12 protein-coding genes are annotated in these 14,549 nt (G+C 68.8%); 8 read left to right on the forward strand and 4 right to left on the reverse strand.

Annotated elements, in window-relative coordinates; genetic code table 11:
- The first annotated feature begins 71 nt into the window (after positions 1–71).
- The 6 genes from I6H87_RS29540 to I6H87_RS29565 all read left to right on the forward strand — a co-directional run bounded on the left by I6H87_RS29540 (position 72) and on the right by I6H87_RS29565 (position 7,326).
- Positions 72–1,286, forward strand: coding sequence for an efflux RND transporter periplasmic adaptor subunit (locus I6H87_RS29540; RefSeq protein ID WP_010810998.1), 1,215 nt, complete (start codon positions 72–74; stop codon positions 1,284–1,286).
- Positions 1,287–1,296: 10 nt separating this feature from the next.
- Positions 1,297–1,989, forward strand: coding sequence for an ABC transporter ATP-binding protein (locus I6H87_RS29545; protein WP_011617668.1), 693 nt, complete (start codon positions 1,297–1,299; stop codon positions 1,987–1,989).
- Between the two features lie 6 nt (positions 1,990–1,995).
- Positions 1,996–3,150 carry an ABC transporter permease gene (locus tag I6H87_RS29550; RefSeq protein WP_011617669.1) on the forward strand — a complete coding sequence of 385 codons (1,155 nt, stop codon included), beginning with the start codon at positions 1,996–1,998 and terminating at the stop codon, positions 3,148–3,150.
- A 15-nt stretch (positions 3,151–3,165) separates the two neighbouring features.
- A complete protein-coding gene (locus tag I6H87_RS29555; protein WP_010810995.1) occupies positions 3,166–4,332 on the forward strand; it encodes an ABC transporter permease in 1,167 nt (388 codons plus the stop codon).
- Positions 4,333–4,571: 239 nt separating this feature from the next.
- Complete coding sequence (gene gltS / locus I6H87_RS29560; RefSeq protein WP_010810994.1) at positions 4,572–5,762, forward strand: sodium/glutamate symporter; 1,191 nt, start codon at positions 4,572–4,574, stop codon at positions 5,760–5,762.
- A gap of 1 nt (position 5,763) precedes the next feature.
- Entirely contained in the window at positions 5,764–7,326 is a 1,563-nt protein-coding gene (locus I6H87_RS29565; RefSeq protein ID WP_011617670.1) for a TAXI family TRAP transporter solute-binding subunit, read from the forward strand.
- 22 nt (positions 7,327–7,348) lie between these two features.
- Here I6H87_RS29565 and I6H87_RS29570 read toward each other — a convergent pair whose 3' ends face one another.
- A complete protein-coding gene (locus I6H87_RS29570; RefSeq protein WP_010810992.1) occupies positions 7,349–8,158 on the reverse strand; it encodes a CDP-diacylglycerol diphosphatase in 810 nt (269 codons plus the stop codon).
- Positions 8,146–8,379, reverse strand: a complete 234-nt coding sequence (locus I6H87_RS29575) for a hypothetical protein (protein WP_010810991.1) — start codon at positions 8,377–8,379, stop codon at positions 8,146–8,148. Before I6H87_RS29575 ends, I6H87_RS29570 begins: the two co-directional genes overlap by 13 nt.
- Before the next feature lie 153 nt (positions 8,380–8,532).
- On the opposite strand from I6H87_RS29575, the gene I6H87_RS29580 reads away from it, so the two are divergent.
- Positions 8,533–9,018: a DM13 domain-containing protein gene (locus I6H87_RS29580; RefSeq protein WP_011617672.1), complete on the forward strand. Its 486-nt coding sequence runs from the start codon at positions 8,533–8,535 to the stop codon at positions 9,016–9,018.
- A 210-nt stretch (positions 9,019–9,228) separates the two neighbouring features.
- Here the strand turns inward: I6H87_RS29580 and I6H87_RS29585 are convergent, their stop codons facing one another.
- Complete coding sequence (locus tag I6H87_RS29585) at positions 9,229–10,299, reverse strand: porin (RefSeq protein WP_041688196.1); 1,071 nt, start codon at positions 10,297–10,299, stop codon at positions 9,229–9,231.
- 310 nt (positions 10,300–10,609) lie between these two features.
- On the opposite strand from I6H87_RS29585, the gene I6H87_RS29590 reads away from it, so the two are divergent.
- Positions 10,610–13,189 (forward strand): penicillin-binding protein 1A, encoded by a 2,580-nt coding sequence (locus I6H87_RS29590; protein WP_062804627.1) that lies wholly within the window; start codon positions 10,610–10,612, stop codon positions 13,187–13,189.
- A 29-nt stretch (positions 13,190–13,218) separates the two neighbouring features.
- Here the strand turns inward: I6H87_RS29590 and I6H87_RS29595 are convergent, their stop codons facing one another.
- Positions 13,219–14,541: a DUF1501 domain-containing protein gene (locus I6H87_RS29595; RefSeq protein ID WP_011617675.1), complete on the reverse strand. Its 1,323-nt coding sequence runs from the start codon at positions 14,539–14,541 to the stop codon at positions 13,219–13,221.
- Positions 14,542–14,549: the final 8 nt, after the last annotated feature.

Genomic DNA, 14,549 nt, shown 5'->3' on the forward strand with positions numbered 1-14,549 from the left:
CAAGCAATGGACACCCTTTCACTCGCCGCTATACTGGGAGCCCCGCCCATCACAGCGAGAGGAAGCGCGCAGTGGCTGACCACGACCTGTCCAGGCTGAAAATCGACCGGAGCGCCGCCGCGGCCGGCGCCGGCATCCGCCCCCGGCGCAGGTGGCTGCGCTATGCAGTGATCGCGCTGGCCGTGCTGGCCCTGGCCGGCATCGCCATGAAGCTGGCCGGGCCGCAGGCGGTGCAGACCGCCACCGTCACCTCCGCCTATCCCACGCAGAATTTCACCGTGCTCAATGCCACCGGCTATGTCGTGCCGCAGCGCAAGGCGGCGGTCGCGTCCAAGGCGCAGGGCCGGCTGGAATGGCTGGGCGTGCTGGAAGGCTCGCGCGTGAAGAAGGACGAGATCATCGCACGGCTGGAGAGCAAGGACGTCGCCGCCTCGTTCGCGCAGGCCCAGGCACAGGTCCAGGTGGCGCAGGCCAACCTGGCGCTGCAGCAGGCCGAGCTGAAGGACGCCGAGGTGAACCTGCGCCGCTCGAAGATCCTGATCGTGCCGAACGCCATCTCGCGCACCCAGTACGACGCCGACGTGGCGCGCTTTGACAAGGCGCGGGCCTCGGTCAACAGTTCGCGCGCGGCGATCGCCTCGGCCCAGGCCAATGCCCGCGCGGCCGAGGTCGCGGTGGAGCAGACCGTGGTGCGCGCGCCCTTCGATGGCGTGGTACTGGTCAAGCATGCCAACGTGGGCGACAACATCACGCCCTTCTCTGCCGCCGCCGACACCAAGGGCGCGATCGTGACCATCGCCGACATGGAGACGCTGGAGGTGGAAGCCGATGTCGCCGAATCCAATATCGGCAAGATCCGCGCCAACCAGCCGTGCGAGCTGCTGCTGGATGCGCTGCCGGGATTGCGGCTGGCGGGGCAAGTGTCGCGCATCGTGCCGACGGTGGACCGCTCCAAGGCCACCGTGCTGGTCAAGGTGCGCTTTGTCGACCGCGATGCGCGCGTGCTGCCGGACATGAGCGCCAAGATCGCCTTCCTGTCGCGCACCGCCTCGGCGCAGGACCGCCAGCCGGTGGTGGCGGTGCAGCCCGCCGCCGTGGTCACGCGCCAGGGCCGGGAGCTGGCCTATGTGGTGAAGGACGGCCGTGCGCATGAGGTGCAGGTCAAGACCGGCGACAAGCTGGGCGAACTGGTGGCCGTGCAGGGCGTCAAGCCCGGCGACGTGCTGGTGCTGTCGCCGGCCGACAATCTCGGCGACGGCGACCGCATCACCGTGGCCAAGCCGTAGAGAGGACCACATGAGCGCAGCACCGCTGGTGCAGATCAGCCACCTCGCCAAATCCTACCGGCGCGGCGTGCAGACCGTGCCGGTGCTGACCGATATTTCGCTCGATATCGGCGAAGGCGAATTTGTTGCGCTGATGGGACCGTCGGGCTCGGGCAAGAGCACGCTGCTGAACCTGATCGCCGGCATCGACCGGCCCGACAGCGGCACGCTGCATGTGGCGGGGCTGGACATCACGCGGCTGCCGGAGGCCGAGCTGGCCGACTGGCGCGCCGCCAATGTCGGCTTTATCTTCCAGTTCTATAACCTGATGCCGGTGCTGACCGCGTTCGAGAACGTGGAGCTGCCGCTGATGCTGACCAGCCTGCCACGTGCGGAGCGTCGTGCGCGCGTGGAACTGGTGCTGGACATGGTCAACCTGGCCGACCGCATGAGCCACTACCCGTCGGAGCTGTCGGGCGGCCAGCAGCAGCGCGTGGCGATTGCGCGCGCGCTGATCACCGACCCCGCGCTGATCGTCGCCGACGAGCCCACCGGCGACCTCGACCGCACCTCCGCCGCCGAGATCCTGGCGATGATGCAGCGGCTCAATGCCGATGCCGGCAAGACCATCATCATGGTCACGCACGATGCCCACGCCGCGGCCGCGGCCGGGTCGCTGGTGCACCTGGAGAAGGGAGAGTTGATCCGTGGCGAGATTGCCTAAGTCGTCATGTACGCACTCAAGCTGATCACCCGCAACGCGCTGCGGCACAAGCTGCGCACCACGCTGACGGTGTTCGGGTTGGTGATCGCGGTACTGGCGTTCGGGCTGCTGCAGACGGTGATCGATGCCTGGTATGCGGGCGCGTCTGCAGCATCCAGCGCGCGGCTGGTCACGCGCAATGCGATCTCGCTGGTGTTTCCGCTGCCGCTGAGCTACGAAAGCCGCATCAGGGGCGTCGACGGCGTGACCTCGGTGGCGCGCTCCAACTGGTTCGGCGGCGTCTACCGCGATCCCAAGAACTTCTTCGCGCAGTTCGCGGTATCCGATAACTACCTCGACCTCTATCCGGAATTCATCGTGCCCGACCAGCAGCGCGCCGACTACCAGCGCGACCGCAAGGGCGCGCTGGTCGGGCGCCAGCTGGCCGACCAGTTCGGCTTCAAGCTTGGCGACGTGGTCCCGATCAAGGGCACCATCTACCCCGGCACCTGGGAGTTCGTGGTGCGCGGCATCATGGAAGGGCGCGACGAGAGCACCATCACGCGCCAGATGGTGTTCCACTGGGAATACCTGAACGAGACCGTGCGCAAGCGCACCCCGCGCCAGGCCGACCAGGTCGGCGTCTTTGTGCTGGGCGTGGACAACCCCGACAACACCGCCGCGATCTCGCGCAATGTCGATGCGGTGTTCCGCAATTCACTGGCGGAGACGCTGACCGAGACCGAGCAGGCCTTCCAGCTGGGCTTTGTCGCCATGTCCAACCAGATCATCGCGGCGATCCGCGTGGTGTCCTACGTGGTGATCGTGATCATCATGGCGGTGATGGCCAATGCCATGGCGATGAGCGCACGCGAGCGCACCGTGGAATACGCCACGCTCAAGGCGCTGGGCTTCGGCCCCGGCTTCCTGGCGCTGCTGGTGTTCGGCGAGTCGCTGGCGATCTGCGTGGCCGGCGGCGCGCTCGGCATGCTGGCGACGCCGCCGGTGGCAAGCGCCTTCAAGCAGGCCGTTGGCGGCGTGTTCCCGGTCTTCACCGTGTCGCCCCAGACCATGCAGCTGCAGGCGGCCTGCGCGCTGGCGGTGGGCGTCTTTGCCGGCATCGTGCCGGCGGTGCAGGCTGCGCGCGTGCGCATCGTCGAGGGCCTGCGGGCCATCGGCTAGCGCGCGGAGGCTGATGTGGCGATCCCGCTGACCTATATCGCGCGCAACCTGTGGGCCAGGCGCCTGACCACCGCGCTGACCGCGGGCGGGCTGGCGCTGGTGGTGTTCGTCTTTGCCACCATGCTGATGCTGGACGCCGGCCTGAAGAAGACCCTGGTCACCACCGGCGAGCAGAACAACGTGGTGCTGATCCGCAAGGGCGCCGAGACCGAGATCCAGAGCTCGGTCAACCGCGACCAAGCCAGCATCATGGAGATGCACCCGGCCGTGGCCATGAGCGGCGCTGGCCGGCCGCTGGCCTCGCGCGAGGCGGTGGTGCTGATCTCGCTTACCAAGACCAGCACCGGGCAGCCGTCCAACGTCGTGATCCGCGGCATCTCGCCGCCGGGCATGGACCTGCGCCCGCAGGTGCGGCTGGTGACCGGACGCATGTTCCGGCCGGGCTCGTCCGAGATCATCGTCGGCAGCAGCATCGCCGGCGGCTTTGCCGGGGTGCAGATCGGCGAGCACCTGCGCTTTGCCCAGCGCGACTGGACCGTGGTCGGCCACTTCGACGCCGGCGGCAGCGGCTTCGACTCCGAGATCTGGGGCGACGTGGACCAGCTGATGCAGTCGTTCCGGCGCAATGCGTATTCGTCGATGGTGGTGCGGCTGGCGGATTCGGCGCTGTTCGACCGCTTTCGCGCCGATATCGACGTCGACCCGCGGCTGGCCGACGAGGCCAAGCGCGAGCAGGCCTTCTACAGCGACCAGTCCAAGGCGCTGTCCAGCTTTATCAAGATCCTCGGCTTCACGCTGTCCACCATCTTTTCGGTCGCGGCGATGATCGGCGCCATGATCACCATGTACGCCTCGGTGGCCAACCGCGTGGCGGAGATCGGCACGCTGCGCGCGCTGGGTTTCAAGCGCGTCAACGTGCTGACCGCCTTCCTGATCGAAGCCGCGCTGCTGGGGCTGGTGGGCGGCATCGCAGGCCTTGCGTGCGCCACGCTGATGCAGTTCGCGTCGTTCTCGACCACCAACTTCCAGACCTTCGCGGACCTCTCGTTCCGCTTCATCCTGACCCCGGCCATCGCGCTGCAGACGCTGGCGTTCTCGATGGTGATGGGGCTGGCGGGCGGATTCCTGCCGGCGGTGCGGGCGGCGCGAATGAATATCGTGGACGCGTTGCGGGCGCGCTGAGCGAGGGTTCGCTCCCCTCTCCCGCAAGCGGGAGAGGGAGCACGGCATCGGCATTCACGGCCCGGTAGTCGCTGCGCCCCACCCCCAACCTTTCCTTGCCTTATTCCACCCGCGCGTCTACAACCCGTAGTGATGCATGCTCCCCGTCAGGCATTGCCGGCGGCCAGTGCACCCCCGGCACGGCCAGCGGCGCCCGATGGCAAGGTACCCCCGCAACCCTCTCCGCCAGGACGCCCCCGATGAACCTCGACCTGCTGGGCTCGCTGCTGACTGCCGTCGTGGTGCTGCTGATCGGCACGCTGGTCAACCGCAGCGTCGGCGTGCTGTCGCGCTACAACATTCCCGACCCTGTCACCGGCGGCCTGCTGTTCGCGATCATCGCCTCGGTGGCGCTGGCGGCAGCGAACTTCCGCGTGGTGATCGATCCCGGCATGAAGCCGGTGCTGCTGCTGATGTTCTTCGGCGGCGTCGGGCTCTGCGCCGACCTGCGCATGCTCAGGCGCGGCGGCAAGGCGCTGGTGATCTTCCTCATCATCCTGCTGCCCTACATCCTGGTGCAGAACGTGGTGGGCGTGGCCATGGCCAGGACGCTGGACCTGCATCCCATCTTCGGGCTGGTGAGCGGCTCGATCACGCTGGTGGGCGGCCACGGCACCGGCGCCGCCTATGCCGAGCGCTTTGCCGAGGTCAACAACCTGCAGGCGGTGATGGACCTGTCGATGACAGTGGCCACCATCGGCCTGATTGTGGGCGGCATCATCGGCGGCCCGGTGGCGCAGTACCTGATCTCGCGCTACAAGCTGCGCTCGACCGCGCGCGAGGCCGGCGACACCGAGGAAGAAGCCGCCGCGGTTTCCCCCATCACCACCGTGGGCGCGCTGGCCTCGCTGGCCGGCATCCTGGCCGCGGTGATCGGCGGGCGCTGGATCGCCGCGCAGATGCCCACCGGCGCCATCACCATCCCCGGCTTCCTGTGGTGCATGATGCTCGGCATCGCCATCCGCAACCTGCTGCCCTTTGCCGGCGTGCGCTTTGACGACCGCGCCACCGACCTGATCACCAATATCTGCCTGTCGCTGTTCCTGGTGATGACCATGATGGCGCTGGACCTGGCCGAGGTGGCGCTGTCCGCCGGCCCCTTCCTGCTGATCATCGCCATGCAGGTGGTCTTCATCATCCTGTATGTGGTGCTGGTGTGCTTCCGCTTCATGGGGGGTGACTACGAGGCTGCGGTCACCTCGGCCGCCTTTATCGGCTTCAACATGGGGTCGACCGCCACCGCCATGGCCAATATGCGCGCCATCACGTCCCGCTACGGGCCGGCACCCACCAGCTATTTGATCACGCCGCTGGCCGGCGCGTTCTTCGTCGACCTGATGAACGCCTTCGTGCTGACCATGCTGCTGGCGTTGCCGCTGATCGGAGGCTGACATGCGCCGCGCCCTCTTCACCCTCCTCATTGCCTTGGTGGCCAGCGCCTGGCTGGCAGGCTGCGGCGGCGGCCCGCCCGCCGACGGCATCCGCGCCGGCATCAACGAGCGGCTGGCGCAGGCGCTGCCGCCGGGCACGGTGGAACTGGCCGGCCTGGACCGGCGCGGCTCGCAGGCAGACACCAAGGCCCCGGCCGGTGAAACCCGCCGCGTGGTGTACTTCGATGCGGAACTGAAACTGCTGCGCGACTACGACTTCGGCGCCTGGGACTCGCCCGGCGTGGCCGGGCTGGTGTCGGCGCTGGGCGCGGGCCCGCGCGGCATCACCGGCATCACCAGCGGCGGCAACAAGGCCGGCGACATCATCCGCGCGCATGGCACGGCGCTGTACCGGCGCGACGGCGAGCGCTGGGTCGGCGTGCTGCCGGCCGGCTACCGCCCCGCTGAAGCCCCGACCGTCGCCACCGATGCGCAAAGGGGCCCGGCGGCGATCCTGGACGCGATGCGCAAGGTGATCGAGTCCGTGCAGAAGGATGCCTCGCCGGCGCAGCGCGCCGTGATCGAGCAGGAGCTGACCACCGCGCACGCCAACATCCGCGCGCGGCTGGCACGGGTCAACGAGGGCTATGCCATTGCCGCCGGCGCCGAACACGGCCAGTACCTGCGCTTCGCGAAGGCGCTGGTGGACGGGGCACGCGTGCGCGCGATGCCGCTGGTCACGCACGGCGGAGAAGAGAACCTGCGGCTGCTGCGCGCCGGCAAGGTCTCGGTGGCGCTGGCGCAGGGCGATGCGGCGCTGGAAGCCTACGAGGGCAAGGGCGTGTTTGCCGCCGACGGCCCGCAAGCCTCGCTGCGCGCCATCGGCAGCCTCTACCCCGAGCCCGTGCACGTGCTGGTGCGCGACGCCGATCCCGCCCGCTCGGTGTCAGAGCTGCGCGGCAAGCGCATCGCCGTGGGCGAGCGCGGCTCAGCCTCGCGCGTGACCGCGCTGCGTGTGCTGGCTGCGCATGGCCTGACCGACAAGGACTTCAAGGCCGAGGAAGTTGGGCTGGGCACCGGGCTGGTGGCGCTGCGCCAGAAGCAGGTCGACGCGGTGATCCAGGTGATCGGCGTGCCGGCCGACAGCATCCGCGACGCGCTCGGCGAAATGCCGCTGCGGCTGCTGCCGCTGGACGAACGGGTCATCACCGCGATGGTCGGGCAGAAGGCGGGCTATTTCCGCGCCACCATCGCGCCGGGCACCTATCCCGGCCTGCACACGCCGGTGCGCACCATCGCCACGGCGGCGATCCTGGTGACCGGGCCGGACCTGTCCGATACCGAAGTGGCCGAGCTGACGCGGCTGGTCTACCGCCACGGGCGCGACTTTGTCGCCCGCGGCAGCGCCCAGGGCGCGCAGATTGCCGTGGCAACGGCGCGTGAAGGGCTGATGATCCCGCAGCATCTGGCGGCGGCCAAGGCGCTGGACGCGCTGGCGACACCCGGCATTCCGCCCGCCAAGCCCGGCGGAACGCCCGCGAAGCCCGTTGCAACGCCTGCGGCTTCGGGCGCCCGTGCGCAGTAAGGCCCGGCGGGCGGGCCGCCGATCAGCCCGCCGCGCTCGCCAGGCCTTCAGCCAGCCGGCAGCGCCGGTCCAGGAAATCGCTGGCGTGGCCGTTGCTGCCGGCCGCGCTGTCGACGGGCTGGTCGATCACGACAAAGCCTGCCCCGCCCTGCCGCTCCCGCACATAGGTGACAAAGATGCCGCGGTCCGGCGGCGCTGCGGCGGCGCCCCCCTTGGTGCCGTCACGCACGAGCTGGAAAGGGTCGACCGCCAGCACCGGCGCGCTGGCTGGCACAAAGATCGCGCGCACCGGCTTGTCCTCGAGCCGCAGCGTGGTCCAGCCGGTGCCGATCGGCCCGGCCGCGCCATTGACCACGGCGCGCGCGGCCGAGCTGATGCAATCGAGATGGATATGCAGCTGGTCCTGGCTGCGCGAGGCGCGGGAATTGATCGCGAGGCCCAGCATGTCGTCGGGCACGGCCTTGCCAAGCGAGCGGCCAACGATGCCGCGCGCGGCCCAGCCGAAGGCCCAGGGGTTGGCGCCTGCGCCGTCCCAGGCTCTGGCGTCGTCGATGCCGGTCATCGTCCGTGCCGGGATCACCAGGTAATGCGACTTGCCGATCGCGTCCTTGTAGAGCACCAGTCCCTGGGACCGATCCACTTGCGCGCAATCGGGATGAGCCGCCGCGGTACTGCCAAGGCAGCGCTGCTGCACGTTGCGCCACAAGCCATCGCGGCCGCCCGACAGGACGCCGACGACGCTTTCGGCGGTGCAGCCGGCCAGGGCCAGGATGGCCGCCAGCCACAACGCGGGGGCACCGCGCCAACCGCGGGCCGGCTTCAGCGCCGGCACGAAACTCCGTAGAAAGTCCCGGCGCGTGGATTAGACACCACATAGGCGTGGCGCTGCGCCCAGAACTGCGCGGTACGGAAGGCTTCGGCCTCGCGCTCGCTCCAGTCCGTTGCAAGCAACGGCAGGGCTTCGGCATCGGTGGTGAGATAAACCCGCGCCTGATAGCGGGCGGATTGCAGCGTGCCGGTACGGATGGTGCGGATCGTGACGTGGAGGGTCATAGGCAGCTTCTCGACTAGGCGACTACCAAATCATAACCACTTCCGTGTGTTGGATTGGTGAAACCGTTGCGAATGTGCTAAGGCACCACAGATCTGTCAGGATCCGGCCCCGGCGCCGACATACCCGCATCCTCATGCCTTCGGGAGAAAAACATGCCGCCCAACCCGCTCCGCAAGTCCGCCATCCTTGTGCTGACCCACCTTGCCGCGCTGGCCGTGGGCTTTGCCGCGGGCATCTATGTCCTGCCGATCCTGACGGAGCAGGCCGGTGCCAGTGCCGAGCAAGTGCAGGCTGTATCACAACAGTCGCGCTACACCGGCACCTTCCGCAAGGACTTGGCAGGCAGCGACGCGCTGCACTGGGCCAGCGGCCAACTCCATGTTTCGCCGCAGGCGCTTGCCTTTGAAGGCAGCGTTGCACCGGGGCCGGACTATCGGATCTACCTGGCGCCGGAGTTTGTCGACAACAAGGAGGCCTTCCTTCGGATCAAGGACCGGTCGCTGCAGGTTGGTGAACTGAAGACCTTTGGCAACTTCACCGTGGCGTTGCCGGCTGGCGTGGATCCGGCACGGTATGGGGCGGTGGTGATTTGGTGTGAGAGGTTTGGGCAGTTTATCGGGGCGGCGGGGTATCGGTAGTCATCGCCATGCCGCCGGATATCGCGATGTCGCGCTTGGCGACAACAAGAACACCCCGCAACCAAAGGGCGAAGACCAGAGAAAAAGAGGCCGATCAAATCAACCGGCCCAACGACCCCCCGCAATACCAGCCGCAGGTGTCGATATGACAGTCAAGCGCCCGCCCATGCAGGCATCACAACCTGCCAGGCGGGCATCAGGCAGTTACGCTCAGAAGCGATGACGCAGGCCAACGGTAGCACCGGTCTGGTTCTCACCAGCCACCACCGTGCCAACACCATTCAGGCCCAGCGCCGAACCCGACTTGTTCTTCGAGTACCCAACATTCAGGTACACATCCGTACGCTTGGACAGCGAGTAGTCCGCCGACAGCACGAACATCCACGGATCCGCGTCGCTATTGCGGGTGTCGTTGTAGTAGGCCGCGCCGGTCAGCTGGAAGGCAGGCGTGAAGCGGTACTGCGCGCCAGCCCAGTACACGTTGCTGCGGGTCGAAATGGCGCTGGCGCTCGACACGCCGTCGTCCTTCAGCCAGCGGTAGCCGGCAAACACCTTGGCGCCGCCAAAGGCATAGGCCGTACCCACCGCGGCGCGCTTGGCGGCACGGTCCTGCAACGTCACGGTGGCGCCCTGGTACTGGTCGTAGGCAGCGCCGACCGAGAAGCCGCCCGCGGCGTACGACAGGCCGCCGCCGAAGTTGCGCGCGACCTTGGGCTCGCCCGGGACTTCGCCGTTGTTGTCGCGACCGAAGCTGTAGAAGCCGGTGGCGGTCAGGCCGCCGAACTTGCCGGTGTACTTGATGGCGTTGTCGGCGCGGCCATTGAAGGCCGAGTCAACGCTGTTCAGCGAGTAGCGCGGGCCCACGCCCATCGGGTCGAAGGCGCCGAACAGGTCGTACAGCGCGTTCTGCTGGCGGCCCAGCGTGACCGCGCCCCAGCCGCCCTGCAGGCCGACGTAGGCCTGGCGGCCGAACAGGCGGTTGCCCTGGCCCGAGGTGCCGGTATCGATGTCGAACCCGCTCTCCAGCACGAAGATACCCTTCAGGTCGCCGCCCAGGTCTTCGGTGCCGCGCAGGCCCCAGCGCGAGCCGGACAGGTTGCCAGAGTTCAGGCGCGTTGCCGTACCCTGGGCGCCGTTGCTGCCCGGCACGTGGCTGATCACTTCGACGCCGGCATCGACGATGCCGTAGAGCGTCACGTTCGACGCGGACTGGGCCGACGCCACCCCGGATACGGCCGACGCGGCCGCTGCTGCCGTCATTGCAAGGAGAGCTTTCTTCACTGTAATTTCTCTGTGTTCTGTTTGAGGCACGACACCGCGCCGGACCCAGGCCGGGTCGGCAAGGCCAACCAGGTCCAGCCGGGCAACCCGGCAACGGCGCATCGTCCGCACAAGTTGCGGCCTCGGCATTGTCGCGGCGCAATATGTAACCTTTGTGACCCATGCTTCGTAGCAGGAAGTGACGGATAGCCCCAAATGGGGGTTTTCCCTGTAACCAAGGGGAACGTTTTGGTACGATGCATGCTTTTCCGACGACGGTAATGCCAGTGCCCCGTGCCGCCATGTGCCTGTGCCTCGACCGCTTCGCCTCATGAGGCTGGCTGAGATCAAGACCCGGCTTGCCCCGCTGCTCGCCTCGCTGCAGGCTTCATTGCCTGCCCCCCTCCAGCAACGCCTGTCAGGCATGGCCGCGCGCCTTGCACGCGCCGGCCTGACCCGGCCCGGGTCGCTGCGCCCCACGCGGCGCGGCGTGCTGGTGGGCCTGGCCGCCATCCCGGCGGCCCTCCTGCTCTATGTGCTGGTCCTGATCCCGTTCACGCCGGGCATCAGCGATATCCGCAAGGCCAAGTCCGAGCAGCCGGCCCAGGTGCTGTCCGCCGACGGCAAGGAGCTGGCGGTGTTCAAGTGGGCCAACCGCGACTGGGTGCCGCTGTCGCAGATTTCACCCAATGTGGTGGCTGCGCTGATCTCCACCGAAGACCACCGCTTCTACCACCACCACGGGCTGGATTGGCGCAGGCTGGCCTCGGCCGCGGTGCATACCTTCTCCGGCGACCGCCAGGGCGGGTCCACCATCACCCAGCAGCTGGCCCGCAACCTCTATCCCGATGAAATTGGCCGCGCGCCCACGCTGACGCGCAAGCTCAAGGAAGCCATCACCGCGCTGAAGATTGAGGCGCTCTATACCAAGGACGAGATCCTCGAGACCTATCTCAACACCGTGCCGTTCCTGTACAACGCGTTCGGCATCGAGATGGCGGCGCGCACCTACTTCGACCGCCCGGCGCGCTCGCTCGACGTGCTGCAGAGCGCCACGCTGATCGGCATGCTCAAGGGCAACAGCTACTACAACCCGGTGCTCAACCCCGAGCGCGCGCTCGACCGGCGCAATATCGTGCTGGGCCAGATGGTCAAGCGCGGCAAGCTGGATGCGGCGCGCTACGAGCAGCTGAAGAAGCGCCCGCTGCGCATCGACTTCGAGCGCCAGACCGAGCCGCCAGGCCCCGCGCCACATTTCGCGCAGCAGCTGCGCAAGTGGCTGATCGGCTGGGCCGACCGCAATGGCTACGACATCTACGCCGACGGCCTGGTGGTGCATACCACCATCGACGCCCGCCTGCAGGCCATGGCCACGCAGGCCGTGGTGCAGCAGGGCAACCGGCTGCAGGCCATCGCCAACGCGGCCTGGGCGCCGCGCGCGGGCTGGGCCGCCAACCTGCCGCTGGTGCAGGCCTTCGTGCGCGAAACCCCGGAGTACCGTGCCGCCATCGCCGCCGGCACCGCGCCGGAAGAGGCGCTGCGCCATCTGATGTCCGACCATGCCTTCATGCGCGCGCTGCACCAGCAGAAGACGCGCATCCAGGCGGGCTTCATGGCCATCGATCCGCGCAACGGCGAGATCCGCGCCTGGGTCGGCAGCCGCGACTACACCCAGGACGCGTTCGACCACGTGCAGCAGGCGCGCCGCCAGCCGGGCTCGACCTTCAAGCCCTTTGTCTACGGCGCGGCCTTTGAAGAAGGCAAGACCCCCGACGACACGCTGGTGGACCAGCCGGTGGAAATCGAACTGGCTGGCGGCGAGGTCTGGCGCCCCACCGATGAAGGCCGCCCCACCGGCCGCGCCATGACGCTGCGCGACGGCCTGGTCTATTCGCGCAACACCATCACCGCGCAGCTGATGCACGAAGTGGGGCCGACGCGCGTGGCGCGGCTGGCGCGCGACATGGGCGTGCGCGACAGCCAGCTCGACGTGGTGCCGTCGCTGGCGCTGGGCACCAGCCCGGTCACGCTCAAGGAGATGGTGGCCGCCTACGGCACCATCGCCAACGCCGGCGACTACATCGCGCCCACCATGGTGACGCGCATTGAAGACCGCCAGGGCAATGTGCTGCAGGTGTTCCGGCCGGCGCGCGCCGAGCACGCGCTGCCCGCCGCCACCACGCAAACCCTGCTCGACGTGATGCGCGACGTGATCGACCGCGGCACCGGCGCCAGCATCCGCTCGCGCTTCGGCATCCGCGCCGACGTGGCCGGCAAGACCGGCACCACCCAGGACAATGCCGACGGCTGGTTCATCCTGATGCATCCGGAACTGGTGGCGGGCGCCTGGGTCGGCTTCAACGACAGCCGCGTCACGCTGCGCAGCGACTACTGGGGCCAGGGCGCGCACAGCGCGCTGCCGATGGTGGGCGACTTCTACCAGCGCGCGCTGCGCTCGCGCATCGTCGACGGCCGCGCGCGCTTTGCCGAGCACGAAGAGACCAGCCTGTTCGCATCGCTGGGAACGCAGCTGCGCGGCTGGTTCAGCCAGCTGTTCACGCGCGACAAGGCCAGCGAGACCCCGGCGCCGCGCCCGGCACCGCGTCGGCCGGCGCTGCCCACGCCGGAGGCCGAGGTCGCGCCGCCGGCCGGCGCGGCATCGTCTGCCGCGGTGGATGTCGGCCCGGATGAGTCCAGCCTGGCGCTGGATCGGGGGGAGACGGTGATTGCGGTGCCGCAGGACATGAGCGCGGGCAGCGCTCCGGTTGCGCCACCCCCTCAGGCCGAACCAGCGCCTAACGCCGCCCCTGCCTCCCCGGCTTCCGCAAATCCGCCCGCACCGCCTGCGCCCCCAGCGCCCATCACGCCCCTCGCGCCAACCATCATCACCCCAGCCAACGGCAGCAACTGAACGCCCCTCCGGACAGCGCGGCGCGGGGGCTACACCAACCCGATATCCCGCCCCCGCACCCCCGGAAACACCTGCGCCAGCCGCGCCTCATCGAGCCCGTACAGCCTGCGGAAGACCCCGCCCAGCACCGCCCGGTACTCATTGCGCACCGGCCAGTCGCGGTTCTGGTTGAGCGTGGCTTGTTCCACCGCTACCTGCTCACCAATGATGCGGCCGCCACGCACGGTGCCGCCCGCGACCCAGTAGACGGTGCCGTGGCCGTGGTCGGTGCCGCGCGTGCCGTTCTCGCGGAAGGTGCGGCCGAACTCGGACAGCACCACCACGGTGGTCTTGTCCCACACAGGACCCATCTCGGCGGCGAAAGCAGACAGGCCGCGGCCGAGGTTGTCGAGCAGGCCGGCCAGTTGCCCCTGTGCGCCGCCCTGGTTGACGTGGGTGTCCCAGCCACCCACGTCGATAAAGCCCAGGTTGAAGCGCTCGCGCATCAAGCCCGCCATGCGCCGGGCCTCGACCTCGAATCCGCGCGCGCTGAGCGAGCGGCGGTTGGCGGCCTGCATTTCCTGCATGCGCGCGGCCATGGTGCCGGCGTCGTTGCCTGACATGCCGGGCTGCGGCTGCGCCTGGCGCGCCACCGTTTCGCGCAGCTCGAAGCCTTCATCGATCAGCGATTCGAAACGCGTGCCACGGTACATCTGCGCCAGCAGCTTCGCCTGGCGCGCATCGAACGGGGCGCGGCCGCTGCCCTTGAGCGAGACATTGGGCACGTCGCGCGGACCGGACAGCACCATCGGCAGGCCGTCGGTGAAGGCCACGGGCGCGGCCTGCCCGCCCATGGCCTGCGCCAGGCGGTTCAGGAAGCCGCTGCCGCGCAGCGCGGCCACGGACTTGCGGTCCTCGCCTTCGCCGGGCAAGCCGGCCTCGATCCCGTCCTGGGTCTCGAAGTGGCTGCGCGACAGGTCGTGCGTGCCGGCGAACGGCACGAAGGCCAACTGGCCGCGCTGCCATAGCGGCAGCATGGTCGCGGCCAATGCCGGGTGCAGCGCCCAGTCGCCGATGCCGCGCGCGGCGCTGTCGGCGGCAAAAGCCGGCGCCAGCGCCACTGCCGCGTTGGGGTCAGCGTCCGCACCGGCCGCGGGCGGGCGGCGAATGGCGATATTGGGCCGCGCGGCGTAATAGAAATCACTGCCGGCCGGCACCAGCGCGCTGGTGCCGTCATAGCCGCCGCGCAGGAACACCAGCAGGAAGCGCGCATCGGCCCGCGCCGGCAGCGCATAGACACGCGAGGCGATGGCGGGCAGGGCCAGCCCCAGCGTGGCGCCGCCCATCGTTTTCAGCCATTGTCGGCGTTGCATGGTCTGCT

It is taken from the genome of Cupriavidus necator (assembly GCF_016127575.1).
Lineage (GTDB): Bacteria > Pseudomonadota > Gammaproteobacteria > Burkholderiales > Burkholderiaceae > Cupriavidus > Cupriavidus necator_D.

Coding starts and splice junctions, on each gene's coding strand:
- I6H87_RS29545 (WP_011617668.1), top strand. CDS start 1,297: ATGAGCGCAGCACCGCTGGTGCAGATCAGCCACCTCGCCAAATCCTAC.
- I6H87_RS29550 (WP_011617669.1), top strand. CDS start 1,996: ATGTACGCACTCAAGCTGATCACCCGCAACGCGCTGCGGCACAAGCTG.
- gltS (WP_010810994.1), top strand. CDS start 4,572: ATGAACCTCGACCTGCTGGGCTCGCTGCTGACTGCCGTCGTGGTGCTG.
- I6H87_RS29565 (WP_011617670.1), top strand. CDS start 5,764: ATGCGCCGCGCCCTCTTCACCCTCCTCATTGCCTTGGTGGCCAGCGCC.
- I6H87_RS29575 (WP_010810991.1), bottom strand. CDS start 8,379: ATGACCCTCCACGTCACGATCCGCACCATCCGTACCGGCACGCTGCAA.
- I6H87_RS29580 (WP_011617672.1), top strand. CDS start 8,533: ATGCCGCCCAACCCGCTCCGCAAGTCCGCCATCCTTGTGCTGACCCAC.
- I6H87_RS29590 (WP_062804627.1), top strand. CDS start 10,610: ATGAGGCTGGCTGAGATCAAGACCCGGCTTGCCCCGCTGCTCGCCTCG.
- I6H87_RS29595 (WP_011617675.1), bottom strand. CDS start 14,541: ATGCAACGCCGACAATGGCTGAAAACGATGGGCGGCGCCACGCTGGGG.